Source organism: Desulfovibrio simplex, assembly GCF_055387835.1.
This window is the reverse complement of the sequence record NZ_AP042377.1, coordinates 770439-794555: the sequence shown is the minus strand read 5'-3', so window position 1 is coordinate 794555 and position 24117 is coordinate 770439. Positions and strand designations below refer to the sequence as shown.

The 24117-nt window shown below is 55.9% G+C and carries 22 protein-coding genes and 2 tRNA genes; 13 read left to right on the top strand and 11 right to left on the bottom strand.

Going from position 1 to position 24117, the window contains the following annotated elements:
- Window positions 1-15 precede the first annotated feature (15 nt).
- The 10 genes from ispE to ACZ5DH_RS03210 all read left to right on the top strand — a co-directional run bounded on the left by ispE (window position 16) and on the right by ACZ5DH_RS03210 (window position 8382).
- Window positions 16-903 (top strand): 4-(cytidine 5'-diphospho)-2-C-methyl-D-erythritol kinase, encoded by an 888-nt coding sequence (ispE, locus tag ACZ5DH_RS03255; RefSeq protein WP_464255724.1) that lies wholly within the window; start codon window positions 16-18, stop codon window positions 901-903.
- A 6-nt stretch (window positions 904-909) separates the two neighbouring features.
- A tRNA-Gln gene (locus ACZ5DH_RS03250) sits at window positions 910-984 on the top strand.
- A gap of 198 nt (window positions 985-1182) precedes the next feature.
- Window positions 1183-2130: a ribose-phosphate diphosphokinase gene (locus ACZ5DH_RS03245; RefSeq protein WP_464255723.1), complete on the top strand. Its 948-nt coding sequence runs from the start codon at window positions 1183-1185 to the stop codon at window positions 2128-2130.
- Window positions 2131-2254: 124 nt separating this feature from the next.
- On the top strand, window positions 2255-2851 hold the full coding sequence (locus tag ACZ5DH_RS03240) for a 50S ribosomal protein L25/general stress protein Ctc (RefSeq protein ID WP_464255722.1): 597 nt from the start codon (window positions 2255-2257) through the stop codon (window positions 2849-2851).
- A 578-nt stretch (window positions 2852-3429) separates the two neighbouring features.
- Window positions 3430-4314 (top strand): alpha/beta hydrolase, encoded by an 885-nt coding sequence (locus ACZ5DH_RS03235; protein WP_464255721.1) that lies wholly within the window; start codon window positions 3430-3432, stop codon window positions 4312-4314.
- On the top strand, window positions 4304-4954 hold the full coding sequence (gene pth / locus ACZ5DH_RS03230; RefSeq protein WP_464255720.1) for an aminoacyl-tRNA hydrolase: 651 nt from the start codon (window positions 4304-4306) through the stop codon (window positions 4952-4954). The genes ACZ5DH_RS03235 and pth overlap by 11 nt, the downstream gene beginning before the upstream one ends.
- A 302-nt stretch (window positions 4955-5256) precedes the next feature.
- A complete protein-coding gene (locus ACZ5DH_RS03225; protein WP_464255719.1) occupies window positions 5257-5772 on the top strand; it encodes a CarD family transcriptional regulator in 516 nt (171 codons plus the stop codon).
- A 335-nt stretch (window positions 5773-6107) separates the two neighbouring features.
- Window positions 6108-7403 carry a transcription termination factor Rho gene (rho, locus tag ACZ5DH_RS03220; protein WP_291303157.1) on the top strand — a complete coding sequence of 432 codons (1296 nt, stop codon included), beginning with the start codon at window positions 6108-6110 and terminating at the stop codon, window positions 7401-7403.
- A 211-nt stretch (window positions 7404-7614) separates the two neighbouring features.
- The gene (locus ACZ5DH_RS03215; protein ID WP_464255718.1) at window positions 7615-7932 is read left to right on the top strand and encodes a c-type cytochrome; all 318 of its coding nucleotides are present in this window, start codon (window positions 7615-7617) and stop codon (window positions 7930-7932) included.
- 374 nt (window positions 7933-8306) lie between these two features.
- Window positions 8307-8382: transfer RNA gene (locus ACZ5DH_RS03210), tRNA-Val, on the top strand.
- A gap of 167 nt (window positions 8383-8549) precedes the next feature.
- Here ACZ5DH_RS03210 and ACZ5DH_RS03205 read toward each other — a convergent pair.
- The 4 genes from ACZ5DH_RS03205 to ACZ5DH_RS03190 form a co-directional block, all read right to left on the bottom strand.
- A complete protein-coding gene (locus ACZ5DH_RS03205; protein WP_464255717.1) occupies window positions 8550-9671 on the bottom strand; it encodes an MBL fold metallo-hydrolase in 1122 nt (373 codons plus the stop codon).
- Window positions 9672-9993: 322 nt separating this feature from the next.
- Window positions 9994-10737, bottom strand: a complete 744-nt coding sequence (locus ACZ5DH_RS03200) for an SDR family NAD(P)-dependent oxidoreductase (protein WP_464255716.1) — start codon at window positions 10735-10737, stop codon at window positions 9994-9996.
- A gap of 58 nt (window positions 10738-10795) precedes the next feature.
- Complete coding sequence (locus ACZ5DH_RS03195) at window positions 10796-11176, bottom strand: hypothetical protein (protein ID WP_464255715.1); 381 nt, start codon at window positions 11174-11176, stop codon at window positions 10796-10798.
- A gap of 77 nt (window positions 11177-11253) precedes the next feature.
- Window positions 11254-12174 (bottom strand): alpha/beta hydrolase, encoded by a 921-nt coding sequence (locus tag ACZ5DH_RS03190; RefSeq protein ID WP_464255714.1) that lies wholly within the window; start codon window positions 12172-12174, stop codon window positions 11254-11256.
- Window positions 12175-12493: 319 nt separating this feature from the next.
- Between ACZ5DH_RS03190 and ACZ5DH_RS03185 the strand changes: the two genes are divergently transcribed.
- The gene (locus ACZ5DH_RS03185) at window positions 12494-13363 is read left to right on the top strand and encodes an AraC family transcriptional regulator (RefSeq protein WP_464255713.1); all 870 of its coding nucleotides are present in this window, start codon (window positions 12494-12496) and stop codon (window positions 13361-13363) included.
- Between the two features lie 340 nt (window positions 13364-13703).
- Entirely contained in the window at window positions 13704-13949 is a 246-nt protein-coding gene (locus tag ACZ5DH_RS03180; RefSeq protein ID WP_464255712.1) for a hypothetical protein, read from the top strand.
- A gap of 289 nt (window positions 13950-14238) precedes the next feature.
- Here ACZ5DH_RS03180 and ACZ5DH_RS03175 read toward each other — a convergent pair whose 3' ends face one another.
- The 3 genes from ACZ5DH_RS03175 to ACZ5DH_RS03165 form a co-directional block, all read right to left on the bottom strand.
- Complete coding sequence (locus ACZ5DH_RS03175) at window positions 14239-15051, bottom strand: SDR family NAD(P)-dependent oxidoreductase (protein ID WP_464255711.1); 813 nt, start codon at window positions 15049-15051, stop codon at window positions 14239-14241.
- Between the two features lie 19 nt (window positions 15052-15070).
- Window positions 15071-15922 carry an acetoacetate decarboxylase family protein gene (locus ACZ5DH_RS03170; protein ID WP_464255710.1) on the bottom strand — a complete coding sequence of 284 codons (852 nt, stop codon included), beginning with the start codon at window positions 15920-15922 and terminating at the stop codon, window positions 15071-15073.
- Window positions 15923-16233: 311 nt separating this feature from the next.
- Window positions 16234-16710, bottom strand: coding sequence for a hypothetical protein (locus ACZ5DH_RS03165; RefSeq protein ID WP_464255709.1), 477 nt, complete (start codon window positions 16708-16710; stop codon window positions 16234-16236).
- Between the two features lie 265 nt (window positions 16711-16975).
- Between ACZ5DH_RS03165 and ACZ5DH_RS03160 the strand changes: the two genes are divergently transcribed.
- Window positions 16976-18553: a LuxR C-terminal-related transcriptional regulator gene (locus ACZ5DH_RS03160; RefSeq protein ID WP_464255708.1), complete on the top strand. Its 1578-nt coding sequence runs from the start codon at window positions 16976-16978 to the stop codon at window positions 18551-18553.
- A 484-nt stretch (window positions 18554-19037) separates the two neighbouring features.
- Here ACZ5DH_RS03160 and ACZ5DH_RS03155 read toward each other — a convergent pair whose 3' ends face one another.
- The 4 genes from ACZ5DH_RS03155 to ACZ5DH_RS03140 all read right to left on the bottom strand — a co-directional run bounded on the left by ACZ5DH_RS03155 (window position 19038) and on the right by ACZ5DH_RS03140 (window position 24033).
- Entirely contained in the window at window positions 19038-19187 is a 150-nt protein-coding gene (locus ACZ5DH_RS03155; protein ID WP_464255707.1) for a hypothetical protein, read from the bottom strand.
- A gap of 20 nt (window positions 19188-19207) precedes the next feature.
- The gene (locus tag ACZ5DH_RS03150) at window positions 19208-20422 is read right to left on the bottom strand and encodes an MFS transporter (RefSeq protein ID WP_464255706.1); all 1215 of its coding nucleotides are present in this window, start codon (window positions 20420-20422) and stop codon (window positions 19208-19210) included.
- Between the two features lie 415 nt (window positions 20423-20837).
- Window positions 20838-22544 (bottom strand): dihydroxy-acid dehydratase, encoded by a 1707-nt coding sequence (gene ilvD, locus ACZ5DH_RS03145; protein WP_464255705.1) that lies wholly within the window; start codon window positions 22542-22544, stop codon window positions 20838-20840.
- A 70-nt stretch (window positions 22545-22614) separates the two neighbouring features.
- Window positions 22615-24033 carry an SLC13 family permease gene (locus ACZ5DH_RS03140; RefSeq protein ID WP_464255704.1) on the bottom strand — a complete coding sequence of 473 codons (1419 nt, stop codon included), beginning with the start codon at window positions 24031-24033 and terminating at the stop codon, window positions 22615-22617.
- Window positions 24034-24117 lie beyond the last annotated feature (84 nt).

The window sequence follows — 24117 nt, the reverse complement described above, 5'->3', positions numbered from 1 at the left end:
AAACAAGGATAGGCCATGAGTGTCGTCATTGCAGGCTGCAAGGTAAATCTCGGGCTGCGCATCACCGGCGTGCGCCCGGACGGCTATCACGAGATAGATTCACTCTTTTATCCTCTGACGCGCCCCTGCGACCAGCTCAAACTGCGTATCACGGAAGCCCCCGGCATTGTGGTGCGCTGCGAAGGGCCGGCCCGCGCAACACTGGATGAAAGCGACAACACCCTTACCAGGGCCTATGCGGCCTTTGCCGCGGCTGTTGGCTGCCCCACTCCCGGTCTTGAAGTAAAGCTGCGCAAGGGCATTCCTTCCGGAGCAGGGCTTGGCGGCGGCAGCAGCGACGCGGCAGCCCTTTTGCGCTGGCTCAACAGCAGGGCGACCTCTCCGCTGGACGCGCGGGCGCTTGCGGCGGTGGCGCTGACCGTGGGAGCCGACGTGCCCTTTTTTCTGCATGAAGGCCCCTGCCGGGTTCGCGGCATAGGTGAAATCGTTGAGCCTGTGGAGCCCGGTTTGTCCGGCATGCGCCTTGTGCTGGTATGCCCCGGCATCCATGTAAGTACGGCTCGCGCCTTTGCCGATTACGATGCCCATTTGGTTTCCACGGGCGGCAGCGAAAGCCAAAACAACTTGACAAGAGACCAAAGCAAGGCTAATGGAACTTTTCTCTCCCGAGGGCGGTTTGATGCTGACCTGGACAACGATCTCGAAACTGTTGTCTTTGCACGTCACCCCGAACTTGCCGACATCAAGGCCACCCTGCTGCGCTGCGGCGCCACAGCGGCCTCAATGAGCGGCAGCGGTTCCAGCATACTGGGGATTTTTGGGCGCGAGGCGCTTGTGGAAACACAGGCGGCCACGGCCACGCTTCAGGGAGAGAACAGGCGCGTCTACGCGCATGTGCTGTAACAGCACTGGGATGTAGCCAAGTGGTAAGGCAACGGGTTTTGGCTCCGTCATTCGAAGGTTCGAACCCTTCCATCCCAGCCACAGCATACTGCCGGGCCGCGCCTTGATTGCCGGGCGGACGCGGCCGGAAGATATCCGGGCGCTCCCATTGCCGTGCGGGCAAACGTCCGCATCCGGCGCCGCAACGGCGGCTGTCTGAGTGTCAGCACCGCTGGGCTGGCGGCAGGCAAAGGTTTATAACCCAAATTGCTCTTTGATGCGCACAAGGCAGGGCGGTTCATGTTCAGCGATCTGAAGATCGTCACCGGTTCTTCCAATCCGGAATTGGCCAAGGCCATCTGCAACCATCTGGGCTGTCAGCTCACCCCGACGCTGTCGACGACGTTCAGCGACGGGGAGTTGCGTATTGAAATCGGTGACAACGTCCGTGGCGACGATGTTTTTGTGGTGCAGCCCACGTGTCCGCCAAACGTCAACCGTAACCTGGTGCAACTCTGCCTTATGCTGGACGCCCTCAAGAGGGCCAGCGCCGGGCGCATCACAGCCGTGATTCCCTACTACGGCTATGCCCGTCAGGACCGCAAGGTCAGCCCCCGCGCGCCCATAAGCGCCAAGATGGTGGCCGACTTCATCAGCGTGGCCGGGGCGGAGCGCGTGGTTACCATAGATTTGCACGCGGGCCAGATTCAGGGCTATTTTGACTGCCCTGTGGACAATCTTTTTGCTGTGCCCGTCATGCTGGACGCCCTGCGCAAGCTCGGCGACGAAAAAATGGTCATTGTTTCACCTGATGCCGGCGGCGTGGAAAGAGCCAGGGCCTACGCCAAGCGCCTCAACGCCCCGCTGGCCATTGTGGACAAAAGGCGCGACAAACCCAATCAGGCCCAAGCCATGCACGTCATCGGCGACGTGGAAGACCGGTTGGCCATTGTGGTTGACGACATGATAGACACTGCGGGCACCCTGTGCGCCGGAGCTGAAGTTCTGCTGAAAAACGGGGCCAGAAAAATTGTGGCCTGCGCCACGCACCCCGTGCTGTCCGGCCCGGCCATTGACCGCATCAATGCCACCGAGGCGCTTTCGCAGGTCTTTGTTACCGACACTATCCCGCTGGGCGACAAGCTGGAACGCTGCCCCAAGCTTGAGGTCATTTCTGTGGCCGCCATCTTGGGCAAAACCATTCACAACATCCATACCGGCTCGTCGGTCAGCGTGTTGTTTGTTTAGCAAAAACCGTCGGCTCAAAGCCTTCGCGCATGACCGTACGGCATTACTCCCGCAAGGGAATGGCAAGTTTACAGTAAAGAACTTTTCCGCACGTATCAGGCGGCGGTAAGCCAAGGAGTGGACCATGAATATTGAAAAGACTTTGAGCGTGCAGAAGCGCGAAGGTTGCGGCAAGGGCCCCAGCGGTCGCCTGCGTGCCGAGAAACTGATTCCCGGCGTGTTCTACACCGCCAGCGGTGAAAACATTTCCGTGCAGGCCCCCGTGCTGCCCCTTGAAAAGATCTACGGTGAAATGGGCCACACCACTGTGTTCAATCTTGAAATTGAAGACAACGGCAAAAAGACCCTGTATCCCGTGCTCATCTGGCAGGTGCAGTTCCACCCCTACAAGCGCGCCTTCACCCACATCGACTTCTACGGCGTCGATCTGGACAAGGAAGTCACCGTTGACGTGCCCGTGGAATTCGTGGGCACCTCGCGCGGCGTGAAGCTTGGCGGCCGCCTTGAAACCTACCGCGAAATGGTGCGCCTGTGCAGCAAGCCGCTGAACATGCCCCAGAAGATCACCGTTGACGTGACCGACATGGGCATCAACGACACCGTCACCGTGTCCGATCTCAAGCTGCCCGAAAACGTTCGTGCCGTGTTTGATCAGAACTACGCCCTGGTCAGCATTATCTCCAAGAGCAAGGATGAAGCGGCCGAAGGCGAAGACGCCTAAGACTGTCTGCGGCCTGCATGACCGGGCGAGCCCGGTTACGGCCATTCCGCCTTATATATGGCCGGTTCCGCAGGGAACCGGCCTCCTTTTTAGAGCATTTTAACTTTGAAAAAGTGTAAATGCTCTAACGCTGCACGAAAGTGCAGCGCGCCACAACGTGGCGTGGATTCAGCCGAAAATCGTACTTTTCGGCTGAATGAAAACTTTTAAATGCGAAGCATTTCAACACGAGAGCATTTACACTTGAAATGCCCGCGTCCGGCAGGCAAAAGCCTGCCGACCCGCATTCCGTGGCAAGGATTTTCAGGAAAATCCTTGCAGAGCAGCTAGCTCATTTCATTCGTAAGCTGCTCTAATCTGGTTCAGGCTCCGAAACGGCGTCTTCAGCCGCTGAGAGAGATATTCTCAACGTGAGTCTGCTCCAGAACTGTTGCACAGCGCGTATTTCCCGGCCGCACGCCAATGACTTGCGGCGCAGGCGCGGTCACTGAAATGGTAAACGCCTGATCTGGCGTGGCTGAAAACGCCAGCCCGAAAACCTCTCAACGCAACCCGTACCGGCCATGTCGCAGCCAACCGTGACCTACCATTCCTTGCGCTCTCTGGGCAGCAGGGCAAGCCTGGAATTCTGGCCCAAGCGGAATGCCGGGGTCATGCTGTTTTATCCGGGAACCATGCTCTCCCCCTGGCAGTACCGCCCCCTTCTTGCGGCGCTGCACGAGGCGGGCTTTGCCGTCGCCGCCCTGCACCTCACAGGGCATGGCCGCAACTGCCACTGGACGGGCTTTACTTTTGCGGATCTGTTGCGGGACGGCCTTGCTGCGGAACAATGGCTGCGGCGAGAGGGGTTCAACGCCATCGCCGTATGCGGACACAGCCAGGGGGGCATTTTGACCATGGCCCACGCTGCCGCGTCGCGGGGGCTCACGGCGGCGTTCCCCATTACGGGCGCGCTGCCGCAAAACAACGATGCGGTGGACCTTACGCGCTTCAGGCACTGGAAAAACAGGCGGCACGAATTTCTTGCAAACATCAACGCGGCTGCGCGCTGGCTGCCTCGGCTTCCCCTGCCCCTGCTGGCCTACCTGTCCGTGCGGCGTATAACGTCCGGTGCGCGGCGCATAGTCTATGACAGAAAAGGTTCCCGGCTGACCTATCCTCTGGCTTTTCTGGCCAGCCTGTTTTCAGCCAACGTGTCAGAAGAAATGCACTGCCCGCTCTATTTTTTCAGCGCCGTCAACGACGCCCTGTTTACACCGGCCAACACACAGGCCACCTTTGAAAAGCTGCGCGCGCCCGTCAAAAAACTTCTCTGGCTGCCCGGGGGCGGGCATCTGGCTGCCATGAATCCCCCGCTCTGCCGGTTTATCGCTCATTATGCGGCGGCCGTTTGCGCGGGGCAGGGTTTGCCCTTGCGGATGGAAGCCAATGAGGCGCGAGGAGGCGCACACTATGGACTATAACGGCGTTCTGGTGGGCCTGGGCAATCCCGGTTCGCGGTATGAGGGCACCAGGCACAATTACGGTTTTGCTGTTGTTGACGCGCTGGTGGATTTTGCACAGCGCCATGGCGTTGCGGAATCGCTCAATGGCGGCAAGTTCTCCTGCGAGCTGTGGCGCATACGCCTTAAAGAGCTGGGCGGGGTCTGGCTGGCCGCCAAACCGCAAACATTCATGAACCTCAGCGGGCAAAGTGTGCAGCCCCTTCTGGCCTGGCACAAACTGCGTCCCTCCGATCTTGTGGTGGCCCACGATGAACTGGATATCCCGGCGGGTGAACTGCGCTTCAAGCTTGGCGGGGGCAACGCCGGGCACAACGGGCTGAAATCCATTACCGAGCTTCTGGGCACACCGGATTTTTACCGTTTGCGTTTGGGCATAGGCCGTCCCCCGCACAAGGGTGACGTGACCAACTGGGTGCTGGGCCGCGCCCAGAGCGACGATGCCGAACGTATGCTGCAAACCGTGCCCGCAGCGCTGGATACCCTGTTTGCCTTTGCCGACAAGGGCCTGGAAGGCGCGTTGCGCGCTGCCCGAAAAACGGCGCAGCCTCGCAAAAACCCCGACCCCGAAGGCGCGCAGGCTCCTGATCGGGTCCATTGACAGTTTTGCTCTGCGGCAGGTAGAACAGGCAGGCGTGAACAAAAATGAACCGGGGGCGGTTCAGAGTACGGTGTATGCCGTAGCGACTGTGACGGGTGAGGGAGTGCGCGCAAAAGGGCCTGGTCCCCTTCGGGGCACCATGCGTTTTTACTTTTTCGGCTGGACTCTTCAACACATTTGGACTACTATGTTTGAAGAGTAAGTTTCCCACTCATCTATTTTTCAAAAAAAATTCGTGACTTCCAGCTAATTTCGCTCCAGGTCTCGTACAGTGGCGCTCCTTTGGGGCGTGTGGTGACAGCATGTTCACGCCGAACGATCTTGTGGTATATCCGGCCCAGGGGGTGGGTAAGATAGAACGCATTGACAGCCAGACCATTGGCGGTATCGCATGCGATTTCTATATTGTCCGCATTCAGGCCAACAATGTCACGCTGATGGTTCCCGTCAACAATGCGGCCCACGTCGGGCTGCGCACGCTCACCCCTCATGAAAAAGCCGGGCGCATTCTTGAAGGCCTGCGCAACAGCACCGGCAAAATCGTACACACGGGACAGAACTGGAACCGGCGTTTCCGTGAATATTCCGAGCGGCTCAAGAGCCCGGATCTGGCCGTGGTTACAGAAGTTCTGCGCGAACTGCTGCTGATCAGCCGCACCAAGGATCTTTCTTTCGGCGAACGCCGCCTACAGGAACAGGCCATGGGCCTTGTGACCGGCGAACTGGCTGAAGTTCTGCAAGTCGAGGAAGACAGCCTGCGGGACGAACTGCTTGAACTGTACGCACCCCCGCCGCAACCGGAAGACGCCAAAGAATAGTTTTTTGCTGGCGCGAGATTGCCCCTTTGTTGCCCGGCAGAAGCACACTAGCTGCAACCTACTTAAATAACTACCGAATGTCTTTTACAACCTCCGCGTATATAGTATGGGCTGTGCCGTGAGGCATTCACCAGCCAGCCCCGGCCATGGCTCTAACCGCCGGATGACGTATTTTTTTATGGTGTGAACGTCATTTTTCCCTTGCCATATTGCAAAAGATAAGCTAATCGCAATCTCGCACACCTATTTTGTCTCCTTACATCCGCCCATCTGCAATACAGTGTTCATTGATACTGTATAGTTTTGGTTTGTCTTCTTCAAAAGATCGGACAGTTATGCGTAAAAAGAAAGCTACTCCCACACTGTTGACAGACAGCGCCTTGAGTCTCACGGATCTGAAGACCCGCAGCATGCAGGAACTCATGGATCTGGCCGAGCAGTATGAAATTGAAAATGCCAGTTCCATGCGCAAGCAAGAGCTTATCTTCGCTCTGCTTTCCACCTGTGCCTCCCAGAACGGGGCCATTTACGGCGATGGCGTACTGGAAATTCTGCCGGACGGATTTGGCTTTCTGCGCTCCCCCTTGTGCAGCTATATGCCGGGACCTGACGATATTTATGTGTCCCCCTCGCAGATTCGCCGTTTTTCTCTGCGCAAGGGCGATATCGTTTCAGGGCAGATACGCCCCCCCAAGGAGGGTGAACGGTATTTCGCGCTGCTCAAGGTAACGGAAATAGGTTTTGAACCCCCGGAACACGCAAAAAATCTCGTTCTCTTCGACAACCTCACTCCCATTTACCCTGACCATCAGCTCGTCATGGAAAATGGCGAAAAAAATCTCTCCAACCGCGTTATCGACATCATGGCCCCCATCGGGCGCGGGCAACGCGGCCTCATCGTGGCTCCGCCGCGCACAGGTAAAACCATTCTGCTGCAATCGCTGGCCAACGCCATCAACGCCAATAATCCCGAAGTATACCTTATCGTGCTGCTCATAGACGAACGGCCCGAAGAAGTTACCGATATGGAGCGCACGGTCAAGATGGCCGAGGTCATCAGCTCCACCTTTGACGAACCGCCGCAGCGCCATGTGCAGGTCTGCGAAATGGTGCTTGAAAAGGCGAAGCGTCTTGTGGAGCGCAAGCGTGATGTGGTCATTCTGCTGGACTCCATCACCCGCCTGGGCCGCGCGTACAACGCCGTGACCCCCTCTTCCGGCCGTGTGCTTTCCGGCGGTCTGGACGCCAACGCCCTGCAACGGCCCAAGCGTTTCTTTGGCGCGGCCCGCAATATTGAAGAAGGCGGCAGCCTCACCATCATTGCGACGGCCCTCATCGACACCGGTTCCCGCATGGACGAAGTGATCTTTGAAGAATTCAAAGGCACCGGCAATATGGAAATTTATCTGGACCGTCACCTTTCGGAAAAGCGCGTGTTCCCCGCCATCGACATCAACCGCACCGGCACACGCAAGGAAGATCTCCTCCTGCCCGAGGATGTACTCAACCGCGTCTGGATATTGCGCAAGATTCTGGCTCCCATGTCGTCCATCGACAGCATGGAGTTCTTGCTGGACAAGATGCGCGGCACCAAATCCAACAAGGATTTCATGAACGCCATGGGCAAATAGCCGCCGCGTTCATCATGTGCTACCGCACGCGCGCCGATTACAGGCCCTGGCAAAAACCGGGGCCTTTTCTTTTTTGTGCATGCTGATCGCGTTTTTGTTCCAGCACAAATCTGCTGTATGTCTTTCTTCTCTGTGCTAGCATGGAGTCACAGGCGGCTTCTGCCCCTGTTTCGCCCACACGGGCGGACAACATATAAACAAGGAGAAAACCATGACAAGATATTTGCGACACGGAATTCTCATGCTGGCCGCTATCCTGCTTGTGGCTGGCGTGCAAACGGTTGTGGCCCAGGACGCCGCGCAGAAAAAAGGCGCGGAACTGTACGCCAGCCTGTGCGAGTCATGTCACACCCCTACCCCTGCCAAACTGATGGGCAAACCTGTGGAAGCGCTGACGGCTGGTATGGATAAAGTCAAGAATATGGGATCGCCCTCAGGCCCGCTGCTGAAAATGCAAGAAAACCTGAAAACCTTGAACGCGGAGCAGATAAACGACATCGCCGTTTACCTCAATCAGCTTAAGCCATAAATGACCACGCGGGGCCCCTGGGAATCCCCCGGGGCCCCGGAATTTCTGCTCGAGCAGGGGCACACAATACACGCCGGAGCCAAAATCCCGAAGCCACGCAGCCCTGAAGATTCTGCCGGACGCATTCAACCACCTGATCCCGTGGCTGCCGTGGTCTTTGACTCCGCCAGGTGGCAGTGCAGGCCCCATACATACCCTCAACATGGGGGCGCTGGAACGGGTTCATCTTGAATTTGCTGCACGGCCCCGCACAACGCAGCCGCGTTTTCGCCAAAGCGCTACAACCAGCCAGTTTTACAACAAATGTGGCGTGCAATTTGAGGGTGACAACAGCACAAAAATAGCCTATAAGGCTTTTCTTGGTTGAGAATTTCGGGCAGTTAGCTCAGTTGGTTGAGCACCGCCCTTACAAGGCGGGGGCCACAGGTTCAAGTCCTGTACTGCCCACCAATGATACAGAGGGGTTACGGTTACTGCTGCAACCCCTCTTTCTTTTCCCAAACACCATTTTCAACACGCCTGCTAAAAAACAATCCCTAAAATTCCAGACGCCTTTCATCTTTCACCAAATCAACAGGGCGGTTTCAGTATCTGCTCACGCTGTCTGTCCATGTGCATTATTGTATGCCTTCCCACCAGTTGGTGAAAACCTGTTCCGTACCATCGAGCCACACGGGTTCTCCTATCTTTGGGGTGAGCAGCTGGAAACTCCTGCCCTTGCTCGCTTTGGAAACACGAACGAACGGCTCATCCCAGGGGTGCTCGGCAATAGTGAACCTGCCTGCATGGGCGAGCATCAAGGTGCCGGCTTCAAGCTCTTCCGCCGCCTGCGCGACTTCTTCAGGGTTCATGTGGACGAGCGGCCAGCGTGGGTCATACTGCCCACCGTCCAGGGCAACCAGATCAAATCCACCGAATGTACGGGCAATGTCCGCAAAATGGGGGCCGTATCCGGTATCACCGCTCAGGAAGATGCGTTTTTTGGGGGTTTCCAGCACAAAACCAGCCCACAGGGCCTTGTTTCTGGTGAGCGTTCTCCCGGAAAAATGTCTTGCTGGAACCGCATGGACGACAAATCCCCCTTCAAACGGTAACGCCGTGTTCCAATCAGCTTCTTGCAGCTTGTTTTTTGGATATCCCCAATGCTCGAAATGCGCGCCAACGCCCAAGGGCATGATTACTGTTTTGACCTTGGTCATCATGTCCGTCACCGTCTGGTAATCGAGGTGATCCCAGTGGTCGTGCGATATGATAAGGTAGTCGATTTCCGGCATGTCGGGCGCGGAATACACATCCGTTCCGGGAAATGTTTTATTGAAGAAGGAAAAAGGCGCGCCGTAACCGCTGAAAACCGGATCAACCAAAATTCTTTTGCCGCCCAGGTGAATATAGTAGGACGAGTGCCCAAGCCAGATCACCATGTCCCGTGCCGCGTCCAGAGCTTTCAAATCCAGCCTGACTGTGGGCAGAGATTCCTCCGGCCTTGGGCGGACTTTTTTACTGAAAAGGTTCTTCCACATCGTCGTCATAAAGCTTTCACCCTCTATCAGGAGGGGTGTTGGAACTGTATTCTGAAATTCTCCGTTTTTATAATTTGGAGAGATCAATATCCGTTCCAGCCGTTCGCCATCAGGGTGCCTGCCGAATTGGGCCTGAGTAACCATGGCATATATGGCCACTATAATGCTGCCGATTATCAACAACAGTATTAGAAACATGTTACGCAACCGCCTGTTCATTGGCTCTCCATTCCGGAACAATTACCACTGAAAGTAGTCGCTTGACGGCGGGAAAAATTCGCCGAAGCTATTTCCTGGCAAGGAGTTACAGACAAATCCTTGCAGAGCAGCCCACGAATGAAATGCGTGGGCTGCTCCACGACCAGGCAAAAAAAACGTCTACGGAAAGCCATAAACCATATCCGCCTTGCCCGGAGCCTGAACAGGCCTTTGCGGCCATCACCGGAGAGAGGATATGGCTGGCGGAAAAACCTCTGCCTACAATATGCTTGTCACTCAAATGCGGTCATTGGGAAAATGCCCGGATTCACTACAGGCCATTTTATACTGCCGGATACATTGGATCTTTAAGCTCAAGTTTATTTGCCGCGTTGACTATGCCGACGCACTTATCGCTCTCATACAGAGCATAGGCATATTCGGCCAATTGTTCGGCGCTGATGAACTCCATTGAGGAAACAATTTCCTCGCCGTTCAAAGCGGCATCATCGCTGGCGCGGGCCACAAACTCACTAGAGGTGGAAGAAGGGGCAAGAACCTTGGCGCGCATCTTTTTATCCTGCTCATGCAAGGCGTTGGAAATCCCTTCGGTAAAGGAAGCCACAAAGAATTTTGTTGCGCAGTAGAGAACGGCGGAACTGAAAATACTGTACCCGCCGATTGATGCAACATTGATCAGGGTTGCTTCTTTGTCACGATAATCCGCCACATAACGCAAGGAAAGTTCGGTCAGCGCCTTGACGTTCAGGTCGAGCATCCTTTCCGCCTTGTCCAGATCAACATTCCACGGATAACTGAAGTCCCCGAAGCCGGCATTGTTGATCAACACATCAATGGTGTGCTTTTTGCTTTCTTCATATAAGGCGACAACAGCCTCTTTCTGTGTCAGGTCCGCTTCATGCACGAGCACTCCTGTCTTGTGTTGCGCACGGATGTCTTCCGCTATTTCATCAAGCAGGGCTTTTCTTCGTGCAACGAGGATAAGATTAAAACCTCGTGAAGCGAACGTATAGGCCAGGGCTTTGCCTATTCCCGTGCTTGCGCCGGTGATCAATGCCGTTTTCATAAAGAATCTCCTGATTATCGTTGGTTCAGATTACGGTTTTCGTTTAAAATTCAATAAATTATTCATCTTCTGAAGACGGAGCGCTGTAGTGCTTCATGCAATGCACGCCAAAATGGATGTAAAAGTCGGGGTATCCGTCAACGGGCAGCCAAAAAATCGTGGCTTCCGGCGCGTCGGGGGTCATTCTGGGGCCTTTCAACCAGGTGGCCTTATGTCCTTTAAGGGTCTTGTTGGCCAGGCAGCCCTTGTGATGTTCCGGCGGGCCGTGCTTGCTGCAAACCATGCCCACGTGCCGTCCAAAGGACGCGCAGGCTGAATTAAGGGCAATGATCCGTTTTGACTTGTGCACCAGTTGCACGCCTTCTGGAAAGTAGTCATACATGAGATGGAATGCCTCAATAAGCTTGTCGTCCACTTGGATATCTTCTATTTTTGCCATTTTTTATCCTTTTCTGTTTTCGAGGGCCGGGTAAAAACTACGAGTTCTTTTTCCGAAGTGAGATGGGGACTGTCTCACTACAGGCATCTGCCGAAGAATTCCGTTAGGTTCGCAGACGCCTGATCAACGTATTGCGGGACATCGTAAAGGTCATAATGACTCGCGCCGTTGACCACGAACAGATTTTTGTCCCGTGAGCACGCCCGGCTTAAGAGGTCGAAGCCATCCCGGTAGGAGCCGAAAGCCCCTGGCCTGCTGCCGATGATGATCTGCAACGGCTGTGTCAACAGATGGTCGGCCAGATGAAAGGCGTCATAGCCCACGGCAGCAGCGGTACTGGTAAAGCGCAGTTTGTTGGGAGAACCCGGCCGCTCCCCTCTGGGGGTTCTGTAGTAATCAACGGCCTCCACCATATCGATGTCGTTAAGCCCGGCCTTCTCCCGCTCCTCGTGAGAATTGGGGGTATATCCAACGATCAGCGGCTCCGCGCCCCTGGCCTCGGCCGTGCGCTGTTTGGCTATGGCTTCCAGGGTTCGAATCGCGGCATCAGGGGTGAAGTCGCCCTCCCGCATCAGCCTGCCGTAATTGGCTCCGGAAACGGTAGCCACCGCCTTGAACCGGCGTTCCGTCATGGCCGCGCTGACCGCGTACCCGCCCCCACCGCATATCCCCAAGACGCCGATGCGGTTTTCGTCGATATAGTCAAGGGTCACAAGATAATCCACGGCGCACCGGAAATCCTCTATACGTGCGGCCGGAACTTCCATAAAACGCGGCTCCCCGCCGCTCGCGCCCTGGGTAGACGCGTCAAAGGCAAGGGCCACAAAACCCTTTTCCGCGAGTTTTGCGGCGTATATCCCCGAGGTCTGCTCCTTGCAGCTGCTGATCGGATGTGCGCAAACTACAGCAGGGTATTTGTTTTTTTCGTTAAATCTTTCAGGCAAATGAATATTTGCGGCCACACCCGCGCCGTTGTTTTTGAAGCTGATGGTTTTCATTGCGTACTCCTTTTTGGCAGTAAAACTATTCCGCATGCTGATGAAAGGTATTCCGTACCGCATGGCAAACGCCCAACGGGTTGCTGCGCCCCTGGCAATTTTCTATTTGCACAATAGAGAATTGCAAAAAAATTAATAGACATAATTCTGTCGTTTTTTTGCATAAAACTCTCTTCATGTGCTTTTTTTACAAATTATGATATGCACGGACCACAGGAGGGAAAAAATGGCGGACACAAACCGTATAGACAGAGAAAAAACCAGGAGTCTTCTTCAAAAACTTGTTCACGGGCAAATGTCCGGGCCGGGCGAGCATGACGTGGGCATACCGGGCGTTACGCTGCACAGGGTTGAACAACCTGTCAGAGGGTGCGCGCATCTTTATAAGCCGATGATTGTTAAAATGATTCAGGGGCGCAAAAGAGTTGTAACTGGGGGTGAGGAATATCATTATGGAGATAATGACATTCTGGTCACCGGGGTGGATGTGCCGGGCGTTATTGTAGAATGCGAGGCCTCGCCCGATGCGCCATGCACAGCGATATCCGTTGACCTTGATAAAAGCCTTATCGCCAAGCTGGCTCTGGAAATTCCCCGTGGCTTGCCAGATGCGGCTCCCACGGTCAGGGGAATTCTGGTCCAGCCGCTTGGAGCGGCCATGCTCGATGCCTTTGCACGACTTTCAGAGCTATTTGTCATGCCGGAGCGCGCCCCTGTGCTCGCGCCAATGATTATCAAAGAAATCCATTATCTTCTGCTAATAGGCCCCAACGGACACAGCCTGATCTCTTTATGCACCCCAGGCTCGCAGAGCAACCAGATTTTCCAGGCAATCAACTGGTTGAAGCAAAATATCACAGCCGCCGTCCAAATTGAGGAACTGGCAGAAAAAGCGCATATGGCCCCATCCACATTTCATCGTCACTTCAAGGAAATAACGGCATTCAGCCCCATACAGTATCAAAAACGTCTGCGCCTCCACGAAGCGCAACGCCTGATGCTGGTTCAGGGCATGGATGTCGGCAATGCGGGCAGCGCTGTCGGCTATGACAACCTCAGTCAATTCAATAGGGAATATAAGCGGCTGTTTGGAGACTCGCCCCGTAGAGATGTCAAAAAACTGATGGATGAAGCCATTTTTTCCAGGTCTTCAAAATCACGAATGCAGTATGGACTCCCCAGTTTTTAGCGCGGATTGCCTATAAAAATGCTACAGGAGCGCAAGAATGAAACGTTGCAGGATCACCGGAGAGCGGTTTATTGAAATCTTATGGCAAGCCGAGGCTGGCGTGAGCCTGTCGATCTGTGACGTCAAAATGGCATTCTGATGCGCTCTTTTACAAATAGCACAGCAAATTCCGCTAGATGAACATCTTTGATGACAAGCGCTATATTCATAGCGCAATGGCTCACTGAGAGGATAAAATTCCAGTTTCTGGAATCCTGTTCTGTCATCCATGCCAAAAGCATACTATTTTCCTGTCGTTGCAATGAGATGTGTACCAATCTGTAACTTTTTGGAGGCTATCATGGGAAAATGTAAATACTGTGGCTCATCAAATTATGGTTCCTGCTCAAGCAGCCCGCATAAAAAACATGAACACATTGATGATGAAAAAAAATGTGTTTTTTGTGGTTCGTCAAACTATGGTTCTTGCTCTATCAGCCCAATGGGCAAGCACAAACACGGTTCTGGCGCAAATAAGTGCGTCTGGTGCGGCAGCACAAATACCGGCTCCTGCTCCATGAGCCCTCATAAAAAGCATGAAAAATAAGTTGAACTGAACCCGAATGCTCCGCAAAAGCGGTGAAAAGCAGCTTTTCGCCGCTTTTCTTCTTTTCCGGCAAGGGGTACTGGATGGATTTTTCGGAATATGGCAATGCTACAGAGAGTGGTAACCTCAGCGTTACCGTTTTGAGGGCGGGCATTACACGGCACAGGCTTGAATACTATGAAATCCTGCATCGTCAGGCGCAATCGGCAACAGACCGCTACAGGCCATAGCAAACCATCCGCCAAGCGGATGGCGCTGATTCTATGCCCCGCAGTTTAGATACTCGCCGTCAGATGGCGGTAACGCCTTTACGGCGTTCGCGCGCGACGTGCAGCAGATATGCGTCTATTACCTCCTGCTTCTGAATGTCATAGGACTCTGTGGCGCCTCTAACGTCATTGTCATCGCCGAAGATTACCCTGTCGTTGTTGGCAACGCCGTTCAGGATGCGGCTCGCGGACTGTTGCGGCGTCTGCGCGCTTTTCGGCGGTTCAAGACCGCCCCATATGGCGGTCACCGTCGTGCCCGGCGTAGCGGAGGAAATCCTGATGTTGGCGTCCCAGTATTCGGCACGCAAGGCGATGGAGAGCGCGTTGAGCGCCGCCTTGGTGGCGGCGTAGCGCGACTGCTGCGCCATGGGCATAAAGGCTATCCCGGAGATGATGTTGATGATCTGGCCGCCACCCTGTTTACCCATGATGGGCAATGCGGCCCGCATGCCGTACAGGGCACTGTAAAAATTCAAGTCAAATGCGGCCTTCCAGTCCGCATTTGTCATATCGGCGAAGTATCCCGCAAAACCGGCACCCGCGTTGTTGATCAGAAGATCGAGCCGACCTTTGAAAAAAGACACGGCATCGGAAATCAGGCTCTGTACCGCCTCTTCCCCTGTGACATTGCACAGAATCCCCTTCACCCGGTCGCCGTACTGTTCTCGCAGCCTTTTTTCATGCTGTTCCAGATTGTTCGGGTTTATGTCCGCCATCACCACTTTGGCCGCGTTGCATTGAAGCAGCTCCTCCACGAGCGCCAGCCCGATGCCGGACGCCGCCCCTGTCACAACGGCGGTTTTTCCGGCGAAATATTCGCGGTTATATTCCATGCTTCAGACTCCTTTTTGTCTACTCGTAGCGCTGGTGCTCACGGCACAGAAGGCTTCGGTCGTATCTGCCGGAGTAGAGGTACTGCATCACCTCCGGCCCCGCTTCCGGGCGATAACGGTGTATGACGGTCTGGCTTCGGACGCTGTTGTCGACCCTGGCCCAGCCTGCGCCCAGAACGGTTGTCAGGGGGATATCGCCCCACGGGTCATCAATGCTGGAAGCGAGCCTTACCGTCGCGGTCGCCGGCTCCCAGAAGTGAAACCGCATCGGGCTGTCGTAGTAGATGACTTCCATGTCACGGAACCCGCCCTCGTCGTTGATTCCATATCTGTGCAGAAGGCATCCTCCCCCTTCCACCAGCTTGCCGCCCGGCACCGCCTGACAGTTTTCCTGTTCCATCTGAAAAGCTGAATGGTTATACCGCCCCATTTCCATTTCGACCTCAACCAGCTTGACGCCACCGCGTTCCACGAAACAGTGCGCGTATTCATCGGTCCGTTCAACCCGTATCCGATCACAGACTTTTTTTGGCAATCCCGAAATTTCGCGTCCGGTGAAGGCTCCCATCAGAGCTCCAGGGCCACTCAGCTGGAGATTGAAGAAGTAGAGGCCGACCGTATTTCCGCATTTCGCCACTACGCCGAGGCCTGCCTCCATGTACCAGGGCGCGAAGGTTGGTTCGCGGATATTGACGACATACAGCATAAACAGAGGACAGGCAGGATCGGCGGGTTCAAGAGGCGGAGGCAGCAGCCGTTTCACGCTCGGGTCGGTGAGACCGTAGACATACGCTCCTTCCATGGCGTTCATCGCGCCATTTTCCATAAATTTCGTCAGTTTTTCCACTGGGATGAAATAGCTGCTGTTCATGAGCGGTTCTCCTGTTCTTGCAGCTTCCGGAACACAGATGCTCTGACGCAGGCATCCTGTGTGGCCCCCCGGAATGCGCCCGCCCCTGGCTGCGTCGCCAACGATATGCATCTTTAAAAAGCCGCCTGAAACTCCTCCGCGACATCCTTTCGTGGCCGCATATCCGGCGCATCCGGGAAAGCGGACGGCGCGACGGCGTTCGCGCCAGTCACCAGATAAAGAGTTTTGTGCCGTATTTGTGGATGCCGTCCAGCAGCCGTTGCGGGGCGGGAATATCTTTCGCGTTCCGCGCCGCACGCTGGCATTTATTCTCAGGCGGCGATCAACTGCCGCAAAATCACCCAACGGGCCACGACATAGCCGAGAAGCATCGAGTACACGACTTTAATCGAAAGGAATGCGAAAAATGGAAGCGCCGTCACGTCAAGCAGGGAAAAAAGCCCCATCATACAGGACGTAAGAACAACTGCAACGACCAATCCCAGCACAAGACCGAGTTTCCAGGGCCGGGCGGGCAGGCGGCGCAGCAGACGTCCGGCGCTATGAGCCGGTGCGGCCATTGCGACGGTTCCGGCCTTGAGGGCACGCTTGGTGTCGGCGGAAATGAAAAGGGACATCAGCAGCGACATGACCATGCTGGTAATAACAGTATCCACAGCGGCCGAGCCCTGCGGTACCTCCGTCATGGCCATGTTCCCCAGCCAGGAAAAGAGGGAATTCAGCACAATGTTGCAGCCGCCCGCGATGAGGCCGGACTTGCGAATGAAGCTTTCCACCGATTGCGTCATGTTTCGCCCCATACGGACAGAGTGTGCAGATGCTTCTGTCTGACCGCGAACTGCTTACGTATTATATAGCAATACAAAAATATCAGTCCGGGCGCATCGTCCAAATGGACTATAGCGCACACAAATATGTTTTTCAGCCGTGCCGTGGCCCCGACGCGATCAGGGTAAAAACGCCTTCTAACCGGCATCTCTATGGATTTTTACTGCAAAATAATGGATGCTGCTTGCTGAAAGTCCTCCACGGCAAAGAAAAGGAGCACAAGGAATGGCTGGTAACCCTGGGGCGAAGGGTTCATCCAAAAAAACGGCGTCAACCCGGATGCGCCATTCTTCCGGTCGGCCCGAGAGCGGCGAGGATTCTCTGCGCGCGGGCGACCTCTGCCGCGACGCGGGCAGGTTCGCTGAAGCTCTGGGACTGTATGCCGGAATACGTGCGTATGAACGCATGTTTGCCCTGGACCTTTCCCCTATCCTTTTTGAAAAGATTGGCGGCACGCCTTTTTTCAGGATTGCCCTGGATATCGCGGAGCATTGCCCCAAAGAAATCAGGCGCGGACATCCTCGCGCCATGCTGTGCGTCGCCTGGGCACTCAAGGTTGCGGGTCTGGACGCCGCCTTTGGCAAGGTGCTGGATGACCTGGGCGAGCGGCTTGATGAAAGCGGCCCCCTGCGGGCGGAGTGGCTGCTTGTGTCCGCCTACCGCCATTTTCCCCGTACGGCCGAAATGCTCCCGAACGTTCGCGAAGCCGCGGCGCTGTTTAATGGCGCATGCTCCCAGGTGATCCTGCCTGAAGCTCCGTGGTGCTCCGGCGATTACTGCCAGCTTGCCGAGTTCCACCTCCGGCCGGGCGAGGCTGACCGGGAGGCCGAGGCCCTGGAGGAGTTCATTCCTCTCTATTCCCGGCTGACCGGCGGCCACGGCAGCGGCGCGGACGCGCTCTTTCGCGCCGAGGTCGCCTACCACAGGGGCGATATGGCCACGGCGGAGATTTACGCCTACAAGGCAGCCTTTCTGGCAGAATGCGGCCGGCAGAGCGTCATTCTGCTAGGAACCGCGAAAGTGCTGGCCGACATCGCGCTGCTCAAGGCCGATGCGGAAGGCTGGCGGCGCGCCGTCAAGGCCATGGACCGCGCCGCATCCTGCCCTGGACAAACTGCCTGGGTGCCCCGGGTGGCGCTGGATACGGTGCGCGGCGCAATTTTGGCCGAGTTGCAACAGCAGAACCGCATCGCTGGCTGGCTGAAAGACGGCGATTTTTCTTCACGACCGCTTTTTCCTGCCATGCGCAATAACGCGCTGTATGCGCATGTGGTCTATCTGCTCAACCAGGGGGAAGTCACGCGCTTCATCGGGACGCTGGAGGCCATCCCGGAAGAGGTGATCAAAAAAACCGCTTTTTCGGAGTTTCTGTTCCTGCTTTTCATGGCTCTGGGATATTCCTTGCTGGGGAAGCGCGGGCAGGCCGCGGACTTTCTGGAACACGCCGCCGCAAAGGCCCTGCCTGACGGTTTTGTGCTGTCCCTGGCCGTATGCTCCATACAGACTCTCCAAGGCCTGACGGAAGACCTGATCAGGAAAAAGTACCCCACCCTTCTTGAGGCTTTTACCACGGCCAGAGCGCGATACGGCATCGGCTGGGAGGCTTTGCGCCACGCCGTTGCCAAGGGGGCGCTGCCCGCCGATTTGACCGCGCGGGAATGCGAGGTCGCGCTGCTGGCTGCCGAGGGCCTTCGCAACGGTGAAATCGCGGAACGGCTTTTGGTAACGGAAAACACGGTGCGCGCGCACCTGCGCACGATCTTCCACAAGCTGGATATCGACCGCCGGGCGAAACTTAAATAAGAAAACCAGACGACGCTCGAGTCTTTGAGCGGCAAGCAGTAGTACCGTTCGAGGCGGCTGGCTGTACTCCCGCTCAAGCGTGTGCGTTGCTGACAGGCGATCCCGCCTTCACAGTGCCAGGCGATCCTTTTCTATTTACAAAAAAGGCGGGGAAAAATCCCCGCCTTTTTTATTCTTACCTGCCGTTTTTGGCACGGAAGCCGATCCCGCATTTGTACAAAACTAAACGGCGTTTTGCCAAAAAATAGAGCGCGCGTTACACTGGGGCCCCATAACGTGCTGATGGAGCCTCCCCCATTACCGGGCGCCCTGCTTCTTCAGCGTTGCCCCCTTTTCTAGAGCAGATTAGCTTTGAAATGTTTCACATTTCAAGGTGTTCATTCAGCCGAAAAATGCGATTTTCGGCTGAATCCACGCCACGTTATGGCGCACTGCACTTTCGTGCAGCGTTAGAGCATTTACACTTTTTCAAAGTTGAAATGTTCTAACCTGCCTTCCATGATCGGGCTTCTCCGGCCTGTTCCGCCCCGATAGAAAGCACCACAGCCACCCGGTAATCCGGCATGCCCTGTACAGACCATGCCCTCCTCTGCGGATCATCCAAATCTTTCGTGCCATATGCTTCCGATTGCATAACCCTGCTGTTGCCGCGGGTTAACGACCGTTGGCTATCAGTATTAACATTGCGATGGCTCCGATAGCAGCGCAGCCCACAAGATACAGAAGCCCGCCCATATAGCTGCCCGTGATGGAAATGAGAAAGCCTATGACCAGCGGCGCAAGGGAGGAAAAACCGTTACCCACGCCGTTCATGACTCCAGCGGCTGTAGATATGCCTTTACCGGGCACAATATCCTGCATGAGCGTCCAGGCCGTTGGGCCGCCCAGGCCAATAAAGCCCACGCCAACAGCCAGAAAAATCGCGGCCCCCATATTGCTTTCTGCGGTGGCGCCACAGTATATGCCCACGCCAACGCCGATCATGGCCACAAGTATGATGGGGGCCCGGCGCTTGAATCTGTCCGCCAGCACACCGGAAAGGATCTTGGTGACAAGGCCGAGAAACCAGGGCAGCGAGGCGAGCGCCCCCATGGCTTCCCAGGAAAAGCCGCGCGCTTCCTTCAGGTACGAGGGCAGCCATGTCATGGCTCCCCAAAGAATGGACGTATGCACCATGTAATACACAACGATGAGCCAGAACTGATAGTTGCTTGCGAAAGACTTTATTCCTTCGGCAAATGTGGGCTTCACCAGAGACTGTCGGGATTTTTCGGCAGCAAGACCTGCCTGGATGTACCGCAGTTCGAGATCATTGATCTTCTTACTTTCCTGCGGCGTATCCGCAGTGTAGTTTAAAACCAGATACAGGGGTATAAGCCCCAGGGAAAGAAGAATAAAAAAACTTTCACGCCATCCGGCCGCATGAATGAGCCAGGCAAAAAACGGCATGGCTATGGCCGGGGCGAGGGCCATGCCCGTCTGCCAGACGGCGTTGGCCTTGCCACGCTCATTGGGAGGAAACCATTCCTTGATAAATTTGCTCTGCATGGGAAAATGCATGCCTTCGCCCAGGCCCAGCAACACGCGCGACGCCAGCATTATGCCGAATGTGCCTGCGATACCGCCTATAGCCAAAGAAATGCTCCAGATAACAATCGAGATGGACATGGCCTTACGCGGACCAATCATGTCTCCCACCGGGCTCAGCAGAACATTGCCGATTCCGTAAGCAGCCAGAAAAAGGCTCATCAACAGGCCTTTTTGTACAGAACTTTGGCTGATGCCCATGGCGTCAAGAAAACCGGGGTCAACCACAAGTATGGATACATTGACGCGGTCGAGATAGGAAAAAAATACAACTATCAGCAAGATGGCTGCGAGAAGATGCCTCTGGCGTGTTGGTTTTTCTGCCAGTATTTGGCTCTTACCCACTACAGACTGCATTTCCCCCCTCCTTATTGAAGGTTGATGCCCAAACGCTCGCCTCCCGAAACCTTCACACGTAAAAATGCTCCAGGCAGATTGCGGGCTCCAAAGGCGGTTGCGCCCACAGCCCGGCCACTGACGCCCGGGCATGTGCCTGATGTCCCCTTCTGCCCCCAGAAATGGGAAACACACATTCCTGCCGACAATGAAAACGCCAACACCACTCGGCGCTTTTATGAACAGAACCTCTATGTTGACCTGACGGAATGGCAGAGTATCACGCCAAACCTGTAGCCGCTTGCCGCAGTAAAAATCAGCTGGGAGGGCCCGCCCCCACGGGCCCTCCATCAAAAGCCGTCTAGTCGGGACTCAGAGTGGCGCCTTCAGCCGCGCTGCCTACCAGCATGGCGTAGCGACGCAGCACGTGGCTTTTGATCTCCTTCTTGAGCAAAGGCTGTTCACGCTTGCGGCGGTCGATTTCTTCCTGAGGGACCAGAAGATCGAGCGCGCGACCGGGAATGTCAATGCGGATGCGGTCACCGTTATTGATATAGGCTATAAGCCCGCCTTCCGAAGCTTCCGGCGCGATATGGCCTATGCAGGGACCGTGCGTGCCGCCCGAAAAACGTCCGTCGGTGATGATGGCCGAATCCTTGCCCCGGCCGACGCCCATGAGGGCGCTCGTGGCGGCCTGCATTTCGCGCATGCCAGGGCCGCCACGGGGTCCCTGGTAACGGATGACGATAACATCGCCGGGAGTGATGTTGCCGCCGAATATTTCGGCGTAGGCTTCTTCCTCGGTGTCAAAGACGCGCGCGGGGCCTTCGTGCACCAGCATTTCCGGAGCCACCCCAGTTTGCTTGACAATACCGCCGTCAGGGCAGATGGAGCCGCGCATAATGGCATAGCTGCCGTGGGGCTGGTAGGGATTGGAGAGAGGACGCACCACCTCGGGGTTCTTGTTTTCGGCAAGCCTGCTGATCTCGCCCAAAGTCTTGCCCGTTACCGTAAGCGTGTTTTCATCCAGATGTGGCGACAGTTCCTTCATGAGCGCGGGCACGCCCCCGGCTTCGTGAAACTCAAGCATGGTGTGCTTGCCAGCCATGATAAGGCTGACCATATACGGCACCTTCTGGCTCACCGCCTCAAAGTCGTCCATCCTGATGTGTATGCCCATCTGCTTTGCAATGGCGGGAATGTGCAGTGTGGCGTTGGTCGATCCGCCAAAGGCGCTGCTGACGGACATGGCGTTTTTGAAGTTGGCCATGGTCGTGATCTTGGAGGGGCGGATATCTTCCTTCACCAGGCGCACGACCTCCCTGCCGGTGGCGCGGGCCAGGCGCTGTTTTTCCGTGCTTTGGGCGTGGCTGGTGGCGCAGCCCGGCAGAGTCCAACCGAGGGATTCCGCCACACAGGCCATGGTGTTGGCGGTGCCGGACATGGAGCACGAGCCGGGACCGGGGCAGGCAGTCTGTTCGATGTGCAGGATTTCCTCGTCAGTGTACTTGCCCATGGCCCACTTGCCCGCGCTTTCACGCACAGATGAACAGGCCAGGGGCTTGCCGTCAAAGTAGCCGGGCATCATGGGCCCGCCGGTGAGCATGATGGAGGGGATATCCAGACGCGCCATGGCCATCATCATGGCGGGTTCGATCTTGTCGCAGGATGCGATGAAAACAAGACCGTCCAGGCGATTGCCCTGTACCATGAGTTCAATGGTATCACAAATCCAGTCACGACTGGGGAGCACGTAATACATGCCCTCATGGCCCATGGTCATGCCGTCGCACAGGGCGATAGTCTGGAATTCAAAAGCACGGCCGCCAGCCTCGTGAATGCCGAGCCGTACCTGTTCGCCCAGCTGTCGCAAATGCATGTGGCCAGGGTGAATGTCGGTGTGCGAATTGACAATGCCGATGAAAGGTTTGGAAAAATCGTCTCTGGTCAATCCCAGAGCCCACATCAGCGAGCGCCCCGTGGCCTTGGCCAGACCGGACACCATTTCGTTGCTGCGCCAGGGTTTGTTTATGGAAAAGTATTCTTTTTTCTTGCGGTCATCTTCCATCACGCCCTCCTAGTTATGGGATACCCACCCGGGGAAGACAAGCGCATTCCCCGGGCATGGATGGTTTCTGTCAGGGCAGCAGGCCGAGCATCTTCCACCAGGGAACGCTGATGACAACGCCCGCAAGAGCCACCACCTGGAAAAGAACGGCACCCTTGAACACGTCCGAGTGTTTGGCCAGTTCCCAGCGCACGCCGCCTTGAGCGGCCATGTACTGCGTGCTCATGTAGGGGATGAGAAAAACGTTGGCCGAAGAATAGACAACGAACAGGACAATCCAGGGATGGTAGCCCATGGGCAGGATCAGGGGCACCAGAACCAGACACATGATCGAAGTCAGCGAGGTCATGTTGATGAAGACAAAGCGGATCAGGTAAACCAGCGCCACGACTGTCACCAGAAGAACCACGGCGGCACCGCCCAGCAGAGCCACATTGCCCTGGAGCACATTCGACAGATACAGGTCGACCTTGAGTTCTTTGAGAACGGCGGCCATGTTCAGCACACAGCCCACCAGCACCATGCTGGGCCAGTCAATGCCGTTGCGAAAATCCTGTGTGGTCAAAAAGTTGAAGCCAATGAGCGCGCTCAGTCCGGTGAGGGCCACCACGCTGGATGAAATGCCGTGCAGCCACTCGAAGACCCAGAACAGCAGACAGAGGCTGATGATGATCATGACAGAACGTTCTGTCTTGCCCATGGTTCCAAGCTTTTTCAGTTCCTGTTTGGCAAAGCCGGCGGGCAGCGCAAGTTTTTCTTTGGGTTTGTAGAAGAACATGAGCGCGACCGCCATGCCTATGGCCATGGTCAGGCCCCAGGGGAGCGCCCAGAGCAGCCAGTTGCCCCAGGAGATGTTCTGGTATTCCGGCGGTAGTACGTTGAGCAGCGTATAGTGTGAGAAGCTGCCCGACAGGAAGATGTGCCCCATAATGTTGAAACCGATGAAGTTGGCCACCATCAAGGCGGCGGCCGGAGGCGTTTTGCGCTCAATGCCAAGAGTGTCACTGATGGCCATGGCCAGCGGCGTGGACATGGCGCCCTTGGCCGTCTGGCTGGGAATAAACGGGCTGACGGCCGTTCCAGCGCAGATAAGCCCCACTATCTGACCATTGAAGCTGGAAGGAAATAGGGTCAGCACCCAAAGGGCTATCCTTTTGACCAGGCCCACCTTGGTTGCCACGGCTCCCATGCCGAAGGCGGCCAGCATGATCCACCACGCTCCTGTGGAAAAGACGGAAAAGGCCGTGGTGAATTTTGCGGTTTTGAAGGCCACCCACAGGGTACACATCATGAGGGCCGTCATATATTCCGGCACAACTCTGGTAACCCACCAGCCCACGGCCCATATCAGAATGCCCATGGCGCGCATGGCCTGGGGCGACAGACCCTCGGGGGGCTGCATCATGCCCACCCAGGCGCCCAGTGCCACAGAGGCCAGCGCCAATCCCCACTTTATCATTGTTTTAATGTCAAATGTGGTCTCAGCCATAGCTTCCCCTTAGGTTTAAAAGATAATTTCCCCGGCTGCTCCCAGGACACCATGTGACTAAAAACCACAGTGCTGGAATCTATA

Bases quoted from the DNA above. Each gene is read 5' to 3' on its own strand.
- ACZ5DH_RS03175 (WP_464255711.1), bottom strand. From the start codon at position 15,051: ATGGAATATAACCGCGAATATTTCGCCGGAAAAACCGCCGTTGTGACA.
- ACZ5DH_RS03205 (WP_464255717.1), bottom strand. From the start codon at position 9,671: ATGAACAGGCGGTTGCGTAACATGTTTCTAATACTGTTGTTGATAATC.
- ACZ5DH_RS03165 (WP_464255709.1), bottom strand. From the start codon at position 16,710: ATGACGCAATCGGTGGAAAGCTTCATTCGCAAGTCCGGCCTCATCGCG.
- ACZ5DH_RS03170 (WP_464255710.1), bottom strand. From the start codon at position 15,922: ATGAACAGCAGCTATTTCATCCCAGTGGAAAAACTGACGAAATTTATG.
- ACZ5DH_RS03140 (WP_464255704.1), bottom strand. From the start codon at position 24,033: ATGGCTGAGACCACATTTGACATTAAAACAATGATAAAGTGGGGATTG.
- ACZ5DH_RS03215 (WP_464255718.1), top strand. From the start codon at position 7,615: ATGACAAGATATTTGCGACACGGAATTCTCATGCTGGCCGCTATCCTG.
- ACZ5DH_RS03240 (WP_464255722.1), top strand. From the start codon at position 2,255: ATGAATATTGAAAAGACTTTGAGCGTGCAGAAGCGCGAAGGTTGCGGC.
- ACZ5DH_RS03155 (WP_464255707.1), bottom strand. From the start codon at position 19,187: ATGCAATCGGAAGCATATGGCACGAAAGATTTGGATGATCCGCAGAGG.
- ACZ5DH_RS03245 (WP_464255723.1), top strand. From the start codon at position 1,183: ATGTTCAGCGATCTGAAGATCGTCACCGGTTCTTCCAATCCGGAATTG.
- ACZ5DH_RS03195 (WP_464255715.1), bottom strand. From the start codon at position 11,176: ATGGCAAAAATAGAAGATATCCAAGTGGACGACAAGCTTATTGAGGCA.
- ACZ5DH_RS03200 (WP_464255716.1), bottom strand. From the start codon at position 10,737: ATGAAAACGGCATTGATCACCGGCGCAAGCACGGGAATAGGCAAAGCC.
- ACZ5DH_RS03180 (WP_464255712.1), top strand. From the start codon at position 13,704: ATGGGAAAATGTAAATACTGTGGCTCATCAAATTATGGTTCCTGCTCA.
- ACZ5DH_RS03190 (WP_464255714.1), bottom strand. From the start codon at position 12,174: ATGAAAACCATCAGCTTCAAAAACAACGGCGCGGGTGTGGCCGCAAAT.
- ilvD (WP_464255705.1), bottom strand. From the start codon at position 22,544: ATGGAAGATGACCGCAAGAAAAAAGAATACTTTTCCATAAACAAACCC.
- rho (WP_291303157.1), top strand. From the start codon at position 6,108: ATGCGTAAAAAGAAAGCTACTCCCACACTGTTGACAGACAGCGCCTTG.
- ispE (WP_464255724.1), top strand. From the start codon at position 16: ATGAGTGTCGTCATTGCAGGCTGCAAGGTAAATCTCGGGCTGCGCATC.
- ACZ5DH_RS03160 (WP_464255708.1), top strand. From the start codon at position 16,976: ATGGCTGGTAACCCTGGGGCGAAGGGTTCATCCAAAAAAACGGCGTCA.
- pth (WP_464255720.1), top strand. From the start codon at position 4,304: ATGGACTATAACGGCGTTCTGGTGGGCCTGGGCAATCCCGGTTCGCGG.
- ACZ5DH_RS03225 (WP_464255719.1), top strand. From the start codon at position 5,257: ATGTTCACGCCGAACGATCTTGTGGTATATCCGGCCCAGGGGGTGGGT.